21 protein-coding genes are annotated in these 18,933 nt (G+C 70.2%); 13 read left to right on the forward strand and 8 right to left on the reverse strand.

What is annotated here, in order from left to right; translation table 11 throughout:
• Positions 1-14: 14 nt before the first annotated feature.
• The 3 genes from RN607_RS05075 to RN607_RS05085 are packed head-to-tail and all read right to left on the reverse strand — an operon-like array spanning position 15 to position 1,226.
• Positions 15-752, reverse strand: a complete 738-nt coding sequence (locus RN607_RS05075) for a DUF4386 domain-containing protein (RefSeq protein ID WP_313544789.1) — start codon at positions 750-752, stop codon at positions 15-17.
• Positions 753-795: 43 nt separating this feature from the next.
• Positions 796-1,077, reverse strand: a complete 282-nt coding sequence (locus RN607_RS05080) for a zinc-binding dehydrogenase (protein ID WP_313544790.1) — start codon at positions 1,075-1,077, stop codon at positions 796-798.
• A gap of 20 nt (positions 1,078-1,097) precedes the next feature.
• The gene (locus tag RN607_RS05085) at positions 1,098-1,226 is read right to left on the reverse strand and encodes a hypothetical protein (RefSeq protein ID WP_313544792.1); all 129 of its coding nucleotides are present in this window, start codon (positions 1,224-1,226) and stop codon (positions 1,098-1,100) included.
• A gap of 249 nt (positions 1,227-1,475) precedes the next feature.
• Here RN607_RS05085 and RN607_RS05090 point away from each other — a divergent pair, with 249 nt between their 5' ends.
• The 10 genes from RN607_RS05090 to RN607_RS05135 all read left to right on the forward strand — a co-directional run bounded on the left by RN607_RS05090 (position 1,476) and on the right by RN607_RS05135 (position 11,438).
• Positions 1,476-2,147, forward strand: coding sequence for a TetR/AcrR family transcriptional regulator (locus tag RN607_RS05090; protein ID WP_313544794.1), 672 nt, complete (start codon positions 1,476-1,478; stop codon positions 2,145-2,147).
• A gap of 99 nt (positions 2,148-2,246) precedes the next feature.
• Positions 2,247-4,421, forward strand: a complete 2,175-nt coding sequence (gene helR, locus RN607_RS05095; protein WP_313544796.1) for an RNA polymerase recycling motor ATPase HelR — start codon at positions 2,247-2,249, stop codon at positions 4,419-4,421.
• 67 nt (positions 4,422-4,488) lie between these two features.
• The gene (recO, locus tag RN607_RS05100; RefSeq protein WP_313500496.1) at positions 4,489-5,220 is read left to right on the forward strand and encodes a DNA repair protein RecO; all 732 of its coding nucleotides are present in this window, start codon (positions 4,489-4,491) and stop codon (positions 5,218-5,220) included.
• A 363-nt stretch (positions 5,221-5,583) separates the two neighbouring features.
• A complete protein-coding gene (locus RN607_RS05105) occupies positions 5,584-6,291 on the forward strand; it encodes an HAD family hydrolase (protein ID WP_313544798.1) in 708 nt (235 codons plus the stop codon).
• Between the two features lie 2 nt (positions 6,292-6,293).
• Complete coding sequence (locus RN607_RS05110) at positions 6,294-7,322, forward strand: phosphate/phosphite/phosphonate ABC transporter substrate-binding protein (RefSeq protein ID WP_313500502.1); 1,029 nt, start codon at positions 6,294-6,296, stop codon at positions 7,320-7,322.
• A 15-nt stretch (positions 7,323-7,337) separates the two neighbouring features.
• Positions 7,338-8,165, forward strand: a complete 828-nt coding sequence (phnC, locus tag RN607_RS05115) for a phosphonate ABC transporter ATP-binding protein (protein ID WP_313544800.1) — start codon at positions 7,338-7,340, stop codon at positions 8,163-8,165.
• Positions 8,162-8,968 carry a phosphonate ABC transporter, permease protein PhnE gene (gene phnE / locus RN607_RS05120; RefSeq protein WP_313544803.1) on the forward strand — a complete coding sequence of 269 codons (807 nt, stop codon included), beginning with the start codon at positions 8,162-8,164 and terminating at the stop codon, positions 8,966-8,968. Before phnC ends, phnE (RN607_RS05120) begins: the two co-directional genes overlap by 4 nt.
• Positions 8,965-9,807, forward strand: coding sequence for a phosphonate ABC transporter, permease protein PhnE (phnE, locus tag RN607_RS05125; RefSeq protein ID WP_313544805.1), 843 nt, complete (start codon positions 8,965-8,967; stop codon positions 9,805-9,807). Before phnE (RN607_RS05120) ends, phnE (RN607_RS05125) begins: the two co-directional genes overlap by 4 nt.
• Positions 9,785-10,642 carry a MurR/RpiR family transcriptional regulator gene (locus tag RN607_RS05130; RefSeq protein ID WP_313544807.1) on the forward strand — a complete coding sequence of 286 codons (858 nt, stop codon included), beginning with the start codon at positions 9,785-9,787 and terminating at the stop codon, positions 10,640-10,642. The genes phnE (RN607_RS05125) and RN607_RS05130 overlap by 23 nt, the downstream gene beginning before the upstream one ends.
• Positions 10,643-10,679: 37 nt before the next feature.
• Entirely contained in the window at positions 10,680-11,438 is a 759-nt protein-coding gene (locus tag RN607_RS05135; RefSeq protein ID WP_313500517.1) for an isoprenyl transferase, read from the forward strand.
• Here the strand turns inward: RN607_RS05135 and RN607_RS05140 are convergent.
• The 5 genes from RN607_RS05140 to RN607_RS05160 are packed head-to-tail and all read right to left on the reverse strand — an operon-like array spanning position 11,392 to position 14,905.
• On the reverse strand, positions 11,392-11,904 hold the full coding sequence (locus RN607_RS05140; RefSeq protein WP_313544809.1) for a DedA family protein: 513 nt from the start codon (positions 11,902-11,904) through the stop codon (positions 11,392-11,394). The two genes, RN607_RS05135 and RN607_RS05140, sit on opposite strands and share 47 nt — an antisense overlap.
• The gene (locus tag RN607_RS05145; protein ID WP_313500521.1) at positions 11,904-12,317 is read right to left on the reverse strand and encodes a Fur family transcriptional regulator; all 414 of its coding nucleotides are present in this window, start codon (positions 12,315-12,317) and stop codon (positions 11,904-11,906) included. Before RN607_RS05145 ends, RN607_RS05140 begins: the two co-directional genes overlap by 1 nt.
• Positions 12,314-13,153 (reverse strand): metal ABC transporter permease, encoded by an 840-nt coding sequence (locus RN607_RS05150; protein ID WP_313544811.1) that lies wholly within the window; start codon positions 13,151-13,153, stop codon positions 12,314-12,316. The genes RN607_RS05145 and RN607_RS05150 overlap by 4 nt, the downstream gene beginning before the upstream one ends.
• Entirely contained in the window at positions 13,150-13,968 is an 819-nt protein-coding gene (locus RN607_RS05155; RefSeq protein WP_313500527.1) for a metal ABC transporter ATP-binding protein, read from the reverse strand. Before RN607_RS05155 ends, RN607_RS05150 begins: the two co-directional genes overlap by 4 nt.
• A 1-nt stretch (position 13,969) precedes the next feature.
• Positions 13,970-14,905 carry a metal ABC transporter substrate-binding protein gene (locus RN607_RS05160; RefSeq protein WP_313500530.1) on the reverse strand — a complete coding sequence of 312 codons (936 nt, stop codon included), beginning with the start codon at positions 14,903-14,905 and terminating at the stop codon, positions 13,970-13,972.
• Between the two features lie 122 nt (positions 14,906-15,027).
• Here RN607_RS05160 and RN607_RS05165 point away from each other — a divergent pair, with 122 nt between their 5' ends.
• The 3 genes from RN607_RS05165 to dusB all read left to right on the forward strand — a co-directional run bounded on the left by RN607_RS05165 (position 15,028) and on the right by dusB (position 18,923).
• Positions 15,028-16,413, forward strand: a complete 1,386-nt coding sequence (locus RN607_RS05165) for a glycine--tRNA ligase (protein WP_313500533.1) — start codon at positions 15,028-15,030, stop codon at positions 16,411-16,413.
• A 124-nt stretch (positions 16,414-16,537) separates the two neighbouring features.
• Positions 16,538-17,614 carry a YibE/F family protein gene (locus RN607_RS05170; RefSeq protein WP_313544813.1) on the forward strand — a complete coding sequence of 359 codons (1,077 nt, stop codon included), beginning with the start codon at positions 16,538-16,540 and terminating at the stop codon, positions 17,612-17,614.
• Positions 17,615-17,747: 133 nt separating this feature from the next.
• On the forward strand, positions 17,748-18,923 hold the full coding sequence (gene dusB / locus RN607_RS05175) for a tRNA dihydrouridine synthase DusB (protein ID WP_313500539.1): 1,176 nt from the start codon (positions 17,748-17,750) through the stop codon (positions 18,921-18,923).
• Positions 18,924-18,933 lie beyond the last annotated feature (10 nt).

Raw genomic sequence — 18,933 nt, forward strand, 5'->3', positions numbered from 1 at the left:
CCTCGTCGAGGCGCTCACGCCGGGACGAGCTCCGGCTCCCTGGCGGGGAGGGCGGCCAGTGCCCGCGGGGCGCGGGCCAGGAGCCAGATCGCGAGCCACATCTCGCCGACCATCGACGGCACCGCGACCGCGACAAGCATGACGTCGGCGATCGACGCGTAGTCGGTGAGGACCAGGTGGGCGAACGTGTCGGCGACATACATGACGCCGGCGGCACTGAGGACGACGCCGAGCGCGCGGGAGAGGCTCGCGCCGACGAGGATGCGCCCCACCACGATGAGATGCAGGCCGAAGACGACGAGGCCGATCATCCAGGCGGCGTCGAATCCGACCATCGCGACGCTCGTGAGCGAGGCTCGGGTCGCATCGTCCACGCCTGCCGCCACAGGCCCCGTCGCGACCTCGACGGCGATGGCCATGAAGGCGGTGGCTCCTACGAGCACCGCGCTGTAGCCGAGTCGGAGCCAGGCGGCGAGCAGGGACCTCGCCTCGCCGGTGGAGCGCAACAGCACGTGCAGCGCCCAGGCGATGACAAGGTCGAGCGCCGCGATGAGCACGAATCCTGCGAGTCCGAGCCGGAACGCCGACTCGTCGGACTGGATGTTCGCCAAGGTGAGGGCCGCGTCGTCCGGGACGACGAGGCGCTCGACGACGGTGAAGTTGGCGACCATGGCGAGTGCGAACATCGCCAGGTAGCTGAGTCCTGCTGCGCGCGCGGCGGTGGCGGGGGCGAGGTCGGAACGGATGGACATGAGGGGCTCTCCTGAGGGTTCTTGACGATGTGAAGGGGGGAGTTCAGCGGGCGCCGCGGACGGTGACGACGGCCTTGCCTGCGATGCGTCCGGCTGCCAGGTCGGAGACCGCGTCGGAGACGCGCTCGAGCGGGTACCGGCTGCCCACGGCGGCGCGCAGCGCACCGGACTCTGCCAGTCGGCGCAGGCGGTCGAGGTGCTCCTCCTTGGCGATGGCCAGCTGCGCAAAGGAGCCGTCGGCGGTACCGAAGACCTCGTCTCCGACCGCGAACCGGGTCGCTCCGGCGCCCAAGGCGACGACGACTCCCGCGACGTCTGTCCCCATGACCCGCTGCCTGGGACGCCTCAGGCCGAAGCCGAAGCGCGCATCGCGAGCGGGCGACCTGTGGCGAGGTGCCATACCCCTCGGTCGATGCCGGCGGCGGTGGACGGCGTCGAATCGGCGCCGGCGCTGATGGTGCGGCTGGTGTGCATGATTCCCTCCCCGGGATCCGTGTTTCGTACTTAGTACGTATGCCGGGAAGAACGCTAGGTGTACTTAGTACGACAGTCAAGCGAATCTGCTCGAATGGCTTGTCTTCCAGTGGGTTTGACTGCCGTACTTAGTACGCCTATGGTCAGGGAAGGCCCACCGACACGCGCGAGTACGACGGCGCTCGAAGCCCGATCCATCTGTGAGACTTGACCCGCCCCGCGCTCTCGCGCCCTACCGAAGGAGCAACCATGACCGCCGCCTCCGCGCCGCGCGCGAAGCTCTCCCGGGAGCGCATCATCGACGCCGCCATGGAGCTCGCAGACAGGGACGGCGTCGAGTCGCTCACGATGCGCGCGCTCGCCACCGCGCTCGACACGAAGCCCATGACGCTCTACCACCACGTCGACGGCAAGGAGGCGCTGCTCGACCTCATGGTGGACCGCGTGTTCTCCGAGATGGAGCTGCCGCCCGAGGAGCTCGAATGGCGCGAGGCCCTCCGCGCCCGCTGCCGCTCAGCCCGGGAGGTGCTCGTGCGTCACCCCTGGTCCGTGCCGCTGCTCGAGTCGAGGAGGTCGCCGGGGCCCGAGCTGCTCCGGCACCACGAGGCGATGCTCGCCACCCTCGAGCGCGGCGGGCTTCCGCTGGAGCTCATGGCGCACGGCTACGCGATCCTGGACAGCTTCGTCTACGGATTCGCGATCGAGGAGGCGAACCTGCCGGGGCAGGGGCAGCAAGAAGGACTGGCAGAGGTCGCCGAGGAGATCGCCCATGTCCTCGAGTCGGGCGAATACCCCCAGATGACAAGACTCGCCATGGAGCACGTGGCTCAGCCCGGCTATTCCTTCGGCGCGTCCTTCGACGTGGGGCTCGACATGATCCTCGACGGCCTCACCGCGTCGCTCGCCGCATCTTCAGGTTAACCCGCGCAGGGGGCCTTGCCGCAAGGCCCCCCTGCCGAGGCACAATCACGTGCCTGCCCGTCGCGCGACGGGGAGGGTGATGCCGACGAAGGAGGGCCTGTGGCTGAACCGATCTTCGCGCTTCCTGATCGTCTGCGTGCGAAGTCCGGGGCGCCTCTGATCGCCGCCGACGAGGCTCACCTGCGGCGGGTCGGCGAAGCACTGGAATGGCAGCTCGCGGATCTGCGTGCACGGCTTGCGACCGAGCTCGAGCAGGGTGGCGGTGCGTGGCAGGACGCGGTCGAGCGCGAGCAGCAGGTGGTCTACCTGCGTGGACGTCTGCGTGCCCTGGAGCGATACGGGTCCGAGATCTGCCTGGGGCACTTCAGGACGGGCGTCGGCCACGTGGTCTACGTCGGGCGTCTAGGGCTGGTCGACAGCCAGGGGGAGCGCCTTCTCCGCGACTGGCGTTCAGGAGCCGCGGAGCCGTTCTTCGGCGCCACCGCCGCGCACCCGATGGGCGTCGCCTCCAGACGGCGCTACCGCTGGCGCGGCGGGCGCATCGTCGACTACTGGGACGAGCCGGTGGGTGCGTCCGAGGCGTCCGGCTCGGCGGCGCTCGACGAGGACACTGCCCTGCTGACCTCCCTCGCCGAGAGCCGATCCGCGCGCATGCGGGACGTCCTCGCGACGATCCAGGCGGAGCAGGACGCGATCGTGCGCGCCGACTCGCGCGGCGTGCTCGTGGTGGACGGCGGGCCTGGCACCGGCAAGACGGTCGTCGCGCTTCACAGGGCCGCCTACCTCAACTATGCCGACGCTCGGCTGCGGGCCCAGGGCGGCAACGTGCTGGTCGTCGGCCCGCATCGTCCCTACCTGGACTACATCGCTGATGTGCTTCCCAGCCTGGGCGAGGAGTCGGTGCAGACGTGCACCTTCCGGGACCTGGTGCGGGGGGGTGCCGCTGCGGCAGAGGAGGATCCGGCGCTGTCACTCCTGAAGGCGGGTCTCGACGCGGCGATCGAGCCGGCGGTCCGCCTCTACGAGTCGCCGCCGGAGAACTCCCTGGTAGTCGACGCGGGCGAGACCGAGGTGCGGATCACGGCCTCGGACTGGGCAGAGGCGTTCGAGGCACCCGTTCCAGGCACCCCGCACAACCTGGCCCGCGCGCAGGTATGGCAGGCGCTGCTCGACATCGTCGCGCGTCACGTGCTCGGGGACGACCTCGAGAGCTTCGAGACCGCAGACGAGTTCGACGCCTACGGGATCGAGTCCGAGAGCCGCGCCGACGCGATCCGTCGTGCAGCGGCCCGCGACCAGGGTCTTCGCGATGCAGTCGGAAGGTCGTGGCCGCTGCTCGACCCACGCGACGTCGTCGGGGACCTATGGTGCGTGCCGGCCTACCTGCTGATGTGCGCGCCTTGGCTCACCAGGGACCAGGCGCGCTCTCTTCAGCGAGCCGACCCCACCGCGTGGACCGACGCCGACCTGCCGCTGCTCGACGCTGCGCGGGCGCGCATCGGGGAACGGGACGACGCTGCACGGCGCGAACGCCGGCGGGCCGCGCTCCGGGCGGAGCGGGCGCGTATGACCGAGGTGGTGAGCGACCTTATCGCGAACGACGACTCCGACATGAAGGTCATGTCCATGCTGCGCGGTCAAGATCTGCGCACCGTGCTCGACTCGGAGGACGACGACCAGGACGGCGACGCATTGGCCGGGCCCTTCGCCCACGTGATCGTCGACGAGGCGCAGGAGCTCACGGATGCGCAATGGCGCAGCCTCATGCGTCGGTGCCCGTCGGGCAGCTTCACTGTGGTAGGCGACAGGGCTCAGGCGCGCGGCGGCTTCGAGTGGACGTGGGAGGAGAGGTTGGCCCGCGTCGGCCTGGTCGACGCACGCACCGCCGGGCTCAGCATCAACTACCGCACGCCCGCCGAGGTGATGGAGGAGGCGGAGCCGACGATCCGCGCGGCGCTGCCGGATGCCAACGTGCCCGCGTCGATCCGCTCGAGCGGGATCCCGGTGCGCCGCGGAGACCGCGCAGAGCTGGACCAGGTTCTCGCCGGGTGGCTGGCGGATCACGCCAGCGGCGTCGCCTGCGTGATCGGGGACCCGGCCTTCGTGCCGACCGACCGGGTGAGCTCGCTGAGCCCGGTGCTGGCGAAGGGCCTGGAGTTCGACCTGGTGGTGCTGGTGGAGCCGAGCCGGTTCGGTGACGACGTGACCGGAGCCGTCGACCGTTACGTCGCGATGACCCGCAGCACGAGCGAGCTGGTGATCCTGGGCTCCTGACGGTCGCGTCCGGCGCGCGTGAGCCGTGCCTGCGGGGGCTGTCGGGGCAACGGGGGACAATGGTCAGGTGCCCCTCTACCGTGACGACGCGATCGTCCTCCGCACCCACAAGCTGGGTGAGGCGGACCGCATCGTCACGCTGTTGACGAAGCACCACGGCAAGGTGAGGGCGGTCGCGAAGGGCGTGCGCCGAACCTCGTCCCGGCTGGGAGCCCGCGTCGAGCCGTTCATGCTCGCCGACATCCAGTTCTACGAGGGCCGCAACCTGGACATCATCAGCCAGGTGGAGACCCGCGAGCCGTACGCACGAAGGATCGCGGAGGACTACTCGCTGTTCACCGCCGCCACGGCGATGGTGGAGACGACGGACAAGCTTGTCGACCATGAGAAGGAGCCCGCGTACCCGCAGTACCGGCTGCTGCACGGCGCGCTTGGAGCGTTGAGCCGCCGCGAGCACGACGCAGGGCTCATGCTCGACTCGTTCCTGCTGAGGTCGCTCGCGATCGCCGGCTACGCGCCCAGCTTCGACGACTGCGCGTCGTGCGGGGCTCCGGGGCCGCATCGCGCCTTCGCGATCGCCGAGGGCGGCGCGGTGTGCGAGGACTGCCGTCCGTCCGGGGCGGCGGCCCCGTCCCCGCAAGCGTTCGCATTGCTGTCGTCCCTGCTGTCAGGGGAGTGGGACGTGGCCGACGCGTCGGAGGAGCGGGCGCGGCGCGAGGCTGCGGGGCTGATCGCTGCGTACGCGCAGTACCACCTGGAGCGCAAGGTCCGCTCGCTCGGGCTTGTCGACCGCGGCTGATCGCCAGTCGCGACTCGCCTCGGCTGATCTGGCCCGGCCGGCCTTGGCTGTGTCGAGACTCGCCCGACTGACCTGGCCCGGCCGGCCTCGGCTGTGTCGAGACTCGCCCGACTGACGCTGCGAACCAATTCGGGCAGAGACATGCCCGCGACGCTCCGCGAGCGCGGCCGACACGCTCGGGTGTCGCCGGCGGAATTGGTTCGTACCGTCGCGGAGGGCTGCGCGAGGCCGCGCGAGGCGGCGCGGCTGATCGCCGCCGAACCCCAAGATTTCACATGATGTTCACACGCTTGTGGCCCATGCGTCCATGAAGCGCGCATAGTCTGGACGCGTCGTCCGAACGGGGCGGCGGGAAAGGACCAGATGCGCCCCACCGTGATCTTCGACTTCGACGGCACGCTCGCGCTCGGCGACGGACCCATCGAGGCGTACGCCCGCGGCGTGGCAGAGTTCGCCGGGATCCCCGCGATCGCGGAGGCCGCGCAGGACGCGCTCGCGGCCTTCGGCGCGGGCGAGGGCGAGGCTATCGACGGCTACGACGCGGTCCGGACGGCGGCGCTCGCGCTCGGTGCCGATGAGGCCGCGCTGTCCGCGGGCTACATGGCCAGCCGCGAGCACCTGGCCACACGGCGCGCCCCGATCCAGGCGCCCGACGGGCTCCACGACTTCCTGACCGCGCTTGCCGAGCACGCCGACCTGGTGCTCGTCACCAACTCGCCTGACATCCGCATCGCCGAGGCGCTCGAGGTGCTCGGAGCCTCAGCCATCGCGCGCAGGGTGTGCTCCGCGCGCAAGCCCGGCGGTCTGGTCGCGGTGATCGACGACGCGCTCGCGCATGGTCCGGTCATGAGCGTCGGCGATGTCTACGCGAACGACCTCGAACCTGCGAGCGCGCGAGGCGCCGCGACAGCTCTCGTCGGCTCCACGTGGGAGGCGTGGGCCGACCGGGTCACCCTGGCAGCCGCCACCCTGCCCGAGCTCTACCCCTCCCTCGAAGCGTGGGCGGCCACCGCTGCGGCCGCCTCACAGATGCCATCCGGCACCGGAACCCCTCAGGAAAGGCACCAGTAGCAATGATGCGCAAGACCCTCATGACGACCGGCATCGTCGGCGTCGCGCTGTTCGCCCTGGTCGGCTGCAGCTCCACCGCCAGCGACGCCACCGCGTCCTCCGACAGCGCCGGCGCGGCCGACGCTCACTCCGACTGGCCCTCCGAGATCACGCTCGCGCTGATCCCGAACGAGCAGGTCAACGACCTGGTCACGTCCGCGGCTCCGCTCACCGACTACCTGTCGGAGCAGCTGGGCATCACCGTCACCGGCGTGGTCACCAAGGACTACCAGGCCGCGGTCGAGGCCATCGGCTCCGGCCAGGCGCAGATCGCGATCGCGGACGCAGGCTCGCTCGCGGCCGCCGAGGACATGTACGGCGCTCACGCCGTGCTGCAGGACGTCCGCTACGGCGCATCGTCCTACGCCTCCGAGTTCTTCACCAGCATCGACAACGCGTCCAAGTACTGCGAGGACGACCCGGTCGAGGCCACGTACGCCGCCACCGGCCAGACCTTCCTCTACTGCAACGGCGTCGCGGAGGGCGACACGAACACCGGCGTCGGCCCCGTGGCCGTCGACGAGCTCGCGAAGATCGCGCCCGGCACGAAGGTCGCGTTCGGCAACACCACATCACCCGCCGGCTACCAGCTGCCCGTCCTCGCGCTCGAGGAGCAGGGCGTCAACATCGACGACCTGGAGCAGGTGCCCGTCACCGGCAACGACAACCTGATCATGGCCGTCTACAACGGCGACGCCGAGGTCGGCTTCGCCTACTGGGACGCACGCTCGTCCATCGACGCCTCCGAGGTCCCCGACCTCGGCGACAAGGTGGTGGTCTTCGGACTGTCCGAGATGTACCCCAACGGCGGCGTCGTGCTCTCCGACGACCTTCCCCAGGACCTCCGGGACCAGATCACGGATCTCATGGACAACTACTCGGACGTCGACCCCGAGACGCTCAGCAACATCTTCAACCAGACCGACTGGGTTCCTGCCGACCCTGCCGCGATCGACCTGGCCCGCCAGGTCAACGCCCGCTTCAGCGAGTAGGCGGGCGTTCCTCACATGCATCTCCCTGTGATGCAGCCGGAGGCCGGGGGCGGCATGCCCTCGGCCTCCGTGCCGTGGCCCATCGAGCTCGCCGACGTGTCCGTCCGGTACCCGAACGGCGTCGTGGCGCTGAAGGACGTCTCGCTGCGCGTCGAGCCGGGCCAGATGATCGCCGTCGTCGGTCTCTCCGGCTCCGGCAAGTCGACGATGATCCGCACGATCAACGGACTGGTGCCCGTCACCTCAGGCGCGGTCAGAGTTGGTCCGCACACCGTGACCGGGCTGTCCGGGAGGTCGCTGCGCCAGGTCCGTGGTCGCGTCGGCATGATCTTCCAGCACTTCAACCTGGCGGACCGCGCCAGCGTCTACCAGAACGTCCTGGTAGGACGGTTCTCCCATAGCCGCACCTGGCGGACCATGCTCGGCGTCGCCGACTCGCGCGACAAGGAGATCGCGATGCGGGCGCTCGACTCCGTGGGGATGCTCGACAAGGTCTGGCAGCGTGCCGGTGCATTGTCGGGCGGTCAGAAGCAGCGCGTCGCCATTGCCCGCGCGCTGAGCCAGGAACCCGCCGTGATGCTCGCGGACGAGCCCGTCGCCAGCCTCGACCCTCCCACGGCGCACGCCGTCATGGGCGACCTGCGTCGCATCAACGAGCAGCGGGGCCTCACGGTGCTGGTCAACCTGCATCTCATGGACCTCGCCCGCGAGTACACCACCCGCATGATCGGGCTGCGCGAGGGTCGCCTGGTCTACGACGGCTCCGCCGCCGACGCGACCGACAAGGACTTCGAGGAGATCTACGGGCGCCCGATCCAGAACAGGGACCGGCTCTCACGATGACCACCCTCGACGGGCTCGAGATCCCGACCCGACCGCCCACCTGGCCGCGCCGCGTCGCAGTGCTCGCGGTCATCGCCATGGTCACCGTCCTCACCGTGACCCCCGCGCTCGGCGGCGTCGAGATCGACCTGAACGCGATCGCACGCAACTGGGGCAACGGGGCCTCGCGCATCGCGATGCTCATGCAGCCCGACTGGTCGATCCTGCCGCGCACATGGCAGCCGCTGCTCGAGACCCTTGAGATGGCGCTCGTCGGCACCGCGATCTCCGCGGCGCTCGCCATCCCGCTGTCGCTCTGGGCCGCGCGCCCCACGAACCCCCGTACCCCCGCACGGATCGCGGTGCGATTCGTCCTCAACGTCGTGCGGGCCGTGCCGGACCTGGTGTACGCCACGATCCTGGTGGCGATGGTCGGCGTCGGCGCGCTCCCTGGTGTCATCACGCTCGTCCTGTTCGACATCGGCATCGTCGTGAAGCTCGTGTCGGAGGCGATCGACTCCTCCGACTCGTCCTACATGGAGGCGGGGCGCGCCGCCGGCGGCACCCAGACCCAGATCAACCGGGTGACGGCGCTCCCGCAGATGTGGCCCTCGTACGCCAGCCAGGTGCTGTACTCGCTCGAGCTCAACGTCCGCATCTCCGCGATCCTCGGCCTCGTGGGCGCCGGGGGCATCGGCCGCCTCATCGACGAGGTCCGCGGCTTTTACCGCTATGACGCCCTGTCCACGATCATCCTGCTGCTGCTCGTGGTCATCATCCTCATCGAGGTCGCGTCCAACCATCTGCGCAAGAGGCTGCGATGACCGACACCGCCCTCACGATCAGAACCGCGCTCGCGGTGCCGACGCGCCCCCGAACGCTCCCGGTACGGCTCGCCTGGACCGCGCTCGCCGTGGTCATCGTCGTCGCGTTCTGGGACCTGGGCATCGAGTGGAGCAAGCTCGCGTCGATGCCGTCGGACATGGCCCACTACCTCTCCCTCATGTTCGCCCATCCCGACTGGTCCAAGCTGCCCGAAGCGCTCTACCAGACCTGGCGGTCCGTCGCGATGGCCTGGACGGGCGCGCTGCTCGGAGTGGTCCTGTCCACCCTGCTGGGCATCCCCGCAGCGCAGGGCGTGGGACCGCTGTGGGTGCGGCTGCCTCTCCGGGCGTTCTTCGCCGTGATCCGTGCCGTGCCCGAGGTGGTGATCGCGATCATCATCCTCACCGTCACCGGCCTCACCCCGTTCACCGGCGCGCTCGCGCTCGCGATCGGCGGCATCGGCACACACGCGAAATGGACCTACGAGACGATCGAGTCCGTGCCGCACGGGACTGCGGAGGCCGTGCGAGCCGCCGGCGGCAACGTGATGGAGGTGGCGCGCTGGGGACTGTGGCCCGCCGCGTCACCCGAGCTGATGTCGCTCGCGCTGTACCGCTTCGAGATCAACGTGCGCACCTCCGCCATCCTCGGCCTCATCGGCGTGGGTGGGATCGGCGACATGCTCACCGGCTACACGCAGTATCGCAAGTGGGATACCGTGGGCGTGCTCATCATCGTCGTCATCGTGGTGACGATGACGATCGACGCCGTGTCCGGGCGGATCCGCCGCCGCATCATGGAAGGGGTCAGGGCCCGTGACGTGGACAGGAGCTCCTGAGGCGCTGCCGACCGCGCGGATCGCCGCGCTCGCGCCCTCGCTGCAGCCCAGCGAGCAGCGGGTCGCCGAGACGATCGCCGCAGACGTCGCGCGCGCGATCGACATGACAGCGCAGGAGCTCGCAGCCGTCGCCGGCGTGGGCCGCGCCTCGGTGGTCCGCACGGCGCAGTCGCTCGGCTACGAGGGCTACCCGCAGCTGCGGGTGGCGCTCGCCCGCGAAGGCGTCGCGACGGCGGCCCCCGCCGAGGGACTGGAGGGAAGCCTCGGCGTGGTCCAGGCGGCGATCGACCGCTTCTCGCGCGCGCTCCCGCACGCGTCAGCCGGGCTCACCGAGGCGTCCGTCGATGCGTTCGTGCGTGCGCTCGACGAGGGTCGCCGCGTGATCGTGTCCGCGAACGGGCTCTCCGCCCCGCTCGGATACGACGTCGCGCTGCGCCTGGCGAGCGCCGGTCGCCCCGTGGAGTACATGCCGGACGCGCTCGCGCAGCGCATCGCGGCCGGCCAGCTGCGTGCCGGCGACGTGCTGCTCGCCATCTCGGGCTCAGGTTCCAGCGGCGCGACCATCGCGGCCGTCGAGGCCGCGCTGCAGGGCGGCGCCACAGCGCTCGCGCTCACCGCGTTCTCACGGTCCCCGCTGGTGAGCCGCGCCACCGTCGCCTTGGTGGTGCCGTCACCCGTGCAGTCCTTCCAGAACGAGCTGCTGCAGACGTCCCGCGCGGGCATGGCGCTCGTCATCGAGGCGCTGGTCGAGGCGCTGGCCGCACATCGCGGACCTCGCGCGCACGACGCGCGCGACGCGATGCTCGCCGCCATCTCCGACAGCCTTCGGGAGTGAGCGTCTCCGCGATGCGTCGCGAAGTAGGCTGACCCTCGTGAGCCCGACGAAGCCGTACCCGCACGCCTTGGGGGCAACCCCGCCGGATCTGCCGAAGGACGCGGTGCCCAAGCACGTCGCAGTGGTCATGGATGGCAACGGTCGCTGGGCCAAGGAGCGCGGCCTGCCGCGCACCGAGGGGCATACCAGGGGAGAGGCATCGCTGCTCGACGTCGTCGCAGGCGCCATCGAGATCGGTGTGGAGCACATCAGCGCCTACGCGTTCAGCACGGAGAACTGGAAGCGCAGCCCCGACGAGGTGCGCTTCCTCATGGGCTTCAACCGCGACGTGATCCGTCGCAGGCGCGATGAGATGCACTCGTGGGGGGTCAGGGTCCGCTGGGCGGGCCGCACGCCAAGGCTGTGGAAGTCCGTCATCAGCGAGCTGCAGAAGGCCGAGGAGCTCACGAAGGACAACACGGTCCTCACGCTGACCATGTGCGTCAACTACGGAGGCCGCGCGGAGATCGCCGACGCGGCGAAGGCGATCGCGCGCAAGGTCGCCGCCGGGGAGCTGAACCCGGACAAGATCACCGAGGCTACGCTCGCGGCGCACCTCGATGAGCCCGACATGCCCGACGTCGACCTGTTCTGGCGCTCCAGCGGCGAGCAGCGCTCCAGCAACTTCCTGCCGTGGCAGGCCGCCTATGCGGAGTACGTGTTCTCCGATGTGCTGTGGCCCGATGTGGACCGCACGCACCTCTGGGCGGCTATCGAGGAGTACGCACGGCGGAACCGGCGCTTCGGCGCAGCGTAGTCAGCGCCCAGGCCGCCACCACGATCGCGGCGACCACGGCCGACCCGAGCCACGGGGAGCGTGAGAACGCCCCGATGAGGCCGAGTCCCAGGAACGAGTACAGCGCCGCCCACGCGATGCAGCCGGGAAGCATCGCGACCGTGTAGAGGTCCCACCGCATCCGCGTGTACCCGGCTGCGGCGTTCACCATCGTCTGGAAGCCGATCGTGAGGAACGACAGCGGAACCCCCACGAAGCCCCACCGATCCAGGAACCTCTGCGCGTTGTCCCACGTGGGCCCCGAGAGGCGACGCGCGAACCTGGCGCGACGCCCGTCCGCCTCGCCGCGCGCGGCCGCCTCGGCGCCCAGACGCACCCAACGTCCCGCCCAGTACGTGGCCTGTGCGCGCACCAGCACCACGCAGAACAGGAACGCGAACAGCCCGAGCCAGGGTCCGTCGGAGACGAACGAGGGCACACCTGCCATCAGCGCCCGGCTCTCTGGCACGAGGAGCAGACGCCGGTCAGCTCGAGCATGTGCGCGATGTCGGAGAAGCCGTGCTCGGCACCGATCCGCGCGGCGAACTCCTCGAGGTCGGGGATGTCGATGTCCTCTGCGGCTCCGCAGACGCGGCATCGCAGGTGGTGGTGGTGGACCTCCGGGGTCTCGCACCGGCGGTAGAGGGTCTCGCCCGCGTCGGTCACGACCGTGTCGACGTCGCCTGCCTCGGCCAGAGACTGCAGGGTCCGGTAGACGGTCGCCAGGCCGATGTTCGAGCCGTCGTGCCGCAGGAGGTCGTGCCACGACTGAGCCGAGCGGAAGTCGCCGTGTCCGAGCGCCTCGAGCACGGCGGTGCGCTGGCGGGTCATCCGAGGTCGAGGAGCGGTGGAGTCGCTCATGCGCGGGCCCTCCTCGTGACGGCGGTCGCGGCGGCGACGATGACGTACAGCACCACGCCCAGCACGACGATGAGCGCGCCGGGCTGAAGGTTCTGGAAGATCGTGATCCAGATCCCCGTGAGCGTCAGCACCGCGCCGATCCCCATCGCCAGATGCATCGTGCGCGAGAAGCTCCTGGTGAGCAGCTGGGCGATCGCCACCGGCACGATCATGAGCGCGCTCACCAGCAGCACCCCCACCACCCGCATGGCGACGGTGATCGTGATGGCGGCGAGGACTGCGACCACCATGTTCAGCACCTCGACCGGGAGCCCGGTGGAGCGCGCGAACTCCTGGTCGTGCGTCACGGCGAACAGCGCCGACCGCAGTCCGAGCCCGACGATGAGGATCAGCGCCGCCAGCGCCACGCTGAGCCACACGTCCGCCCAGGTCACGGTCGAGATGGAGCCGAAGAGGTAGCCGAGCAGGTTCGCGTTGGATCCGCCCGCGAGCCCGATGAGCAGCACGCCGGACGCGATGCCGCCGTAGAAGAGGATCGCCATCACCACGTCGGCGGCGGTGCCGCGGGAGCGCATCCTCTCGATCACGACCGCGCCGGCGATCGCGAAGACGACGGCGCCGGGGATCGCGAGCGCGTCCTGCTTCGCTAGCCCCGCGGCCGAACCGGCGAGCCAGCCTGCCGCGACTCCGGCCAGGGCGACGTGGCCGATGCCGTCCCCGAGCAGCGCCATGCGACGCTGCACGAGGTAGGTGCCCATGACAGGTGCCGCCAGGCCGACGAGGAGGCCGACCAGCAGCATGCGCTGGACGAGCGGCTCCGACAGGATGTTGATCATGGCAGCTCCAATCCGAGCGTGCCGCCGTCAGGCGCCGGCGGATCCTCGTGCGGGTGCTCGTGATCGTGACCGGGGAGCGCATGGACGCCGAGATCCTTGGGCGGCGGTCCGTCGAACGTGACGCATCCCTGCTCGAGGATCACGGCGCGGTCGATCAGCCGCGCGAGCGGGCCGATCTCGTGCAGCACGATCACGACGCCGACGCCATGCTCCTTCAGGTGTCCGATCGTGTGGGCGAACTGCACCTGCGACTCCAGGTCGACGCCTGCCATGGGCTCGTCGAGGAACAGCAGATCGGGGTCGCGCACGAGCGCGCGCGCGATCAGCACCCGCTGCTGCTGGCCCCCGGAGAGCCTCGCGCAGTCGCGCGCGGCGAGGTCCTCGATGCCGACGGACCTGAGCGCCGCGTGAGCGCGCTCCCTCGCATCGCGGGGAGGAACCAGGCCCCGGAGCCTCGCGCCGAGGCCGGTGCGCTCGTCCCTGCTGCCGAGCAGGCCGGACATCACGACCTCGAGGGCGGTGGCGGCGACGCCGCCGGAGGCCGTGATGCGCTGGGGCACGTAGCCGAGCCGCGCTCGCGACTGCGGCGTGGCCGCGGCTCCGAACAGTCGCACTGTGCCGCTCGCGGCGGGGATGGCTCCCACCATGGTCCTCACGAACGTCGACTTGCCGGAGCCGTTGCCGCCCATCAGCGCGACCACCTCGCCGTGCGCGGCGGTGAGGGACACTCCGTGGAGGATCTCGGTGCCCTGCAGCGACACGCGGACGTCCCGCGCCTCGACGAGCGAGGGCGGGACGTCCGTAGGGGTCGTCACGTCAGGCACAGCCGAGCGCTGCCTGAAGCGCGGTCAGGTTTCGGGTCATGACAGAAATGTAGTCGTCGCCGTCCACCACGTTCTCGACCGGGTCCAGCACGGCGGTGGTGACGCCGGTGTCGCCCGCGATCGCGTCGGCGACGGTGGTGCTCACCTGGGACTCCGTGAAGATGGTCGTGGCGCCCGTGTCCGCGATGATCTGCTGGATCTCGAGGATGCGTGCGGGGGAGGGCTCGGTCTCGGGGTCGATCCCGGCGATGCTCTGCTGGTCCAGGCTGTACGCGGCCGCGAGGTAGCCGAATGCCTCGTGGCTCGTGACGATGGTGTCGCGCTGGCACTGGGACAGCCCGGTCGCGAACTGCGAGTTCAGGTCGTCGAGCGCGGCGTGCAGCGTGGCGGCGTTCGCGGTGTACGTGTCCGCGTTCGCAGGGTCGGCCTGCGCGAACGCCTGACCTACGGCGTCCCCGTACTCGGCGAGCAGCTCGGGGTCGAGCCAGAAGTGCGGGTCGAGCGTGGTGCTGCCGGCGGCGGCGTCGCTGGTCGCCTCGCCGTCCGCATTGGCATCCGCGGGCCGCAGCGCGACGACTCCTGCCGCGTCGAGCGCGGCGACGCCCGTGGTGCTGATCGCGTCGTCCACGGCCGGCTGGAAGCCTGCGAGGTACAGGGCCAGGTCCGCATTGCCGAGCTGGCGGACGGTTGCAGGGGACAGCTCCACGTCATGCGCCTCGACGCCCTTGGGGGTGAGCGAGATGAGCGAGACGAGGTCGCCGCCCACCTGGGAGGCGACGAACTCGAGCGGGTAGAAGGCGGCGGCGACGGTGAGCGAGGCTGGATCCGTCGAGGGGTCCGTCCCGGTGCCGGCGTCGGCCGCGCATGCCGCGAGGCCGAGGGTTCCCGCGGCGGTGAGCGCGGCGAGCGTCAGGGTTCTTGTTCGCATGACCAGTACCGTAGTCAGAATGAGAATCATTGTCAATAAGCATCGGGAGCGGACGCATGGCGACCTCCCGTGCCCGATAGACTGTGCCGAGCATTCGACGCCTTGCCCTAAGGAGCCTCACCGTGGCCGCACCCAGCCGTCTCGACAACGTCATCTCGCTCGCGAAGCGTCGCGGGTTCGTCTTCCCGTGCAGCGAGATCTACGGCGGTACCAGGTCGGCGTGGGACTACGGGCCCCTGGGCGTCGAGCTCAAGGAGAACATCAAGCGCCAGTGGTGGCGCTCCATGGTGACCAGCCGCGACGACATCGTCGGCCTCGACTCGTCCGTGATCCTGGCGCCCCAGGTGTGGGAGGCCTCCGGGCACATCAAGGCCTTCGTCGACCCGCTCGTCGAGTGCCTCAGCTGCCACAAGCGCTACCGCGAGGACCACCTGCTCGAGGAGTTCGAGGAGAGGAAGGGGCGCGCCCCCGAGGGCGGCCTGGCCGAGATCGCCTGCGCCAACTGCGGCACGCGCGGCCAGTTCACCGAGCCCAAGATGTTCAACGGCCTGCTGCGCACCTACCTCGGAGCCGCCTCCGACGAGTCCGGGCTGCACTATCTGCGTCCCGAGACCGCGCAGGGCATCTTCGTGAACTTCGAGAACGTGATGCGCGCGTCCCGCCAGAAGCCGCCGTTCGGCATCGCGCAGGTCGGCAAGTCCTTCCGCAACGAGATCACACCCGGCAACTTCATCTTCCGCACCCGCGAGTTCGAGCAGATGGAGATGGAGTTCTTCGTCGTCCCCGGCACCGACGAGGAATGGCACCAGACCTGGATCGACACGCGTCACGCCTGGTACACCGACCTGGGCATCGCCGCCGACAACCTGCGACTGTTCGAGCACCCGCAGGAGAAGCTGTCGCACTACTCCAAGCGCACGGTGGACATCGAGTACCGCTTCGGCTTCCAGGGCTCCGAGTGGGGCGAGCTCGAGGGCATCGCGAACCGCACCGACTTCGACCTCAAGACGCACTCGGAGCACTCCGGCAAGGACCTCAGCTACCTGGACCCTGCCACCAACGAGCGCTTCATCCCGTACGTCATCGAGCCCGCGGCCGGCCTGAGCCGCTCGCTCATGGCGTTCCTTGTCGAGGCCTACGAGGAGGAGCAGGTGCCGACCGCGAAGGGCGGCACCGAGACCCGTACCGTGCTGCGCCTCGACCGGCGCCTCGCTCCGGTCAAGGCGGCCGTGCTGCCGCTGTCCAAGTCCGAGGAGCTCGTGCCTACCGCCAACGCGCTCGCGACGGAGCTGCGCCAGCACTGGAACATCGAGCTCGACGTCACGCAGTCGATCGGCAAGCGCTACCGCCGCCAGGACGAGGTCGGCACGCCGTTCTGCATCACGATCGACTTCGACACGAAGGACGACCAGGCGGTGACCATCCGCGACCGCGACACCATGCAGCAGGAGCGTGTCGCGCTCAGCAAGGTCTCCGAGTACCTGGCCCCCAGGCTTCTCGGCGCCTGATCAGATGGGTGGCGGCCACTCGCACGGGTCGATCGAGAGCGCTCCGCCTCGCGCGAGCGACCGCGCGTCCATCGTTCTGGGATCGTGTGTCGCCGCTGTCGTCTTCCTGACGATCGTGGGCGCCATGGTCGTGTGGCCCGCGAGCTGGGCCATGCTGGGCTCCACCCAGACGGCCGACGAGGGCTCTCGCTGGGTCCAGGCGGAGGTGACGACCGACCACGGCGACGGCACGTTCGGCGCGGTCGTCAAGGGGGACGAGAGTGCTGGCGAGGCCACCGTCCTGGACCCTGGAGATCCGACGATCGAGGTCCACGTCGGCGACTCGATCCGCGCGCTCGAGCTTCCCGATGGCGACCTGGTCTTCTCCGACTACGAACGCGGCACACCCATGCTGCTCATGCTGATCGTCTATGTGGCGCTGGTGCTGATCATCGCGCGGTGGAGGGGCCTCGGGGCGCTGCTGGGGCTCGTGGTCGCCTTCGGCATCATCATCTTCTTCACGGCGCCCGCGCTGCTCGGCGGTGGGAACCCCCTGGTCGTGGGGCTGGTGACAGGGTCCGGTGCGCTGTTCGTGCTGCTGTACCTCGCCCACGGCGTCAACGCGCGCACCACCACCGCCTACCTCGGCACCCTGGCGGGGCTGTCGGTGACCACGCTCCTCGCGTGGTGGGCGGTGAGCGCCTCCAAGCTCAACGGGATCTGGAGCGAGGAAGGGGTGCACCTCGAGTTCTGGTACCGAGGGGTCTCCCTCCAAGGGTTGGTGCTCTGCGGGATCATCATCGCGGGGCTCGGTGTGCTGAACGACGTGACGATCACGCAGGCGTCCGCAGTGTGGGAGCTGCGCGCGGCGCGTCCGGACATGGGGCGCCGGGAGCTGTTCCGGCGGGCCATGCGGATCGGCCGCGACCACATCGCGTCGACCGTCTACACCATCGCCTTCGCGTATGTGGGTGCGGCGCTGCCCACCATCCTGTTCGTGTCGCTCTACGACCAGAGCATCGGCACCACCCTCACCAGCGCTGACATCGCCGAGGAGGTCGTCCGCACGCTCGTGGGGTCGATCGGGCTGGTGCTCGCCGTGCCGCTCACCACGGCCATCGGGGCGGCGGTGGTCGGTACGCACGCGTTGCGGGAGGCTTCGGGTGAGGACGCGGATGTCGACCACGCAGATCGAGCCGGCAGCCCGGTCGGCGACGACTGAACGGTCGCGCGAGGGCGCGAGGTCGTGAAGGCCCCGGCCTGCGGCGCATCGCCGCCGCACGCCGGCTCGCCTGGGCAATCCCTCAGCTGCCCGGGCGGGCCGGGTCCGCTCCCCGATCGGCGACAATGGGTGCATGAGCACGAGCACCACCACAGGGCAGCGCCTGCTGCCGCCGCTGCGCCTGGGACCTCTCGAGGTGGACACGCCCGTCGTGCTGGCGCCGATGGCGGGGGTGACCAACGCCGCGTTCCGGCGCCTGTGCAGGGAGAACGGCGGCGGTCTCTACGTCGCTGAGATGGTGACATCGCGAGCCCTCGTGGAACGGACCCCCGAGAGCCTGCGGATCATCCACCACGAGCCCGACGAGAAGCCGCGCTCGGTGCAGGTCTACGGCGTCGACCCCGCGACGATCCGTGCCGCGGTGAAGATGATCGTCGACGAGGACCGCGCCGACCACATCGACATGAACTTCGGCTGCCCGGTGCCCAAGGTGACGCGTAAGGGCGGCGGTGCGGTGCTGCCGTGGAAGCGCGACCTGTTCCGCGACATCGTCCGGGCGGCGGTGCAGGAGGCGTCGCGCAAGAACATCCCGGTGACGGTGAAGATGCGCAAGGGGATCGACGACGACCACCTCACGTACCTCGATGCGGCGCGCACCGCGGAGAAGGAGGGGGTCGCGGCGGTCGGCCTGCACGCGCGCACCGCCGCCGACTACTACTCGGGCACCGCCGACTGGTCCGCGATCTCCCGGCTCAAGGACGCGATCACGACGATCCCCGTGCTCGGCAACGGGGACATCTGGGCCGCGGAGGACGCGGTGCGGATGGTCGAGGAGACCGGGTGCGACGGCGTCGTCGTGGGGCGCGGCTGCATGGGGAGGCCGTGGCTGTTCGCAGACCTGCAGGCCGCCTTCGAGGGTCGCGAGGAGCGGGTGCGGCCCGGCCTGCGTCATGTGGCGGACACGATCTACCGTCATGGCGAGCTGATGGTCGACACCTTCGGCGGCGACGAGCGCAAGGCGATGCGTGAGATCCGCAAGCACATGGCCTGGTATCTCAAGGGATATCCGGTCGGGGGAGAGGTGCGACGTGCGCTCGGCCTCGTCGACACGCTCGCCGAGCTGCGCGCGCACCTCGACTCCATGGACCTCGACACCGCCTACCCCGGTCCGGACGCCGAGGGCGCGCGAGGACGCCAGGGGAGCGCACGCCAGCCCGCCTGCCCCGAGGGATGGCTCGACACCCAGGACATCACGCCCGACATGGAGCTCAGGCTCAGGGAGGCCGAGCTCTCCGTCTCGGGCGGCTGACCTCCGCGCG

Origin of the sequence: Demequina capsici, assembly GCF_032102965.1 — a bacterium.
In the GTDB taxonomy this organism is placed as follows: Bacteria; Actinomycetota; Actinomycetes; order Actinomycetales; family Demequinaceae; genus Demequina; species Demequina capsici.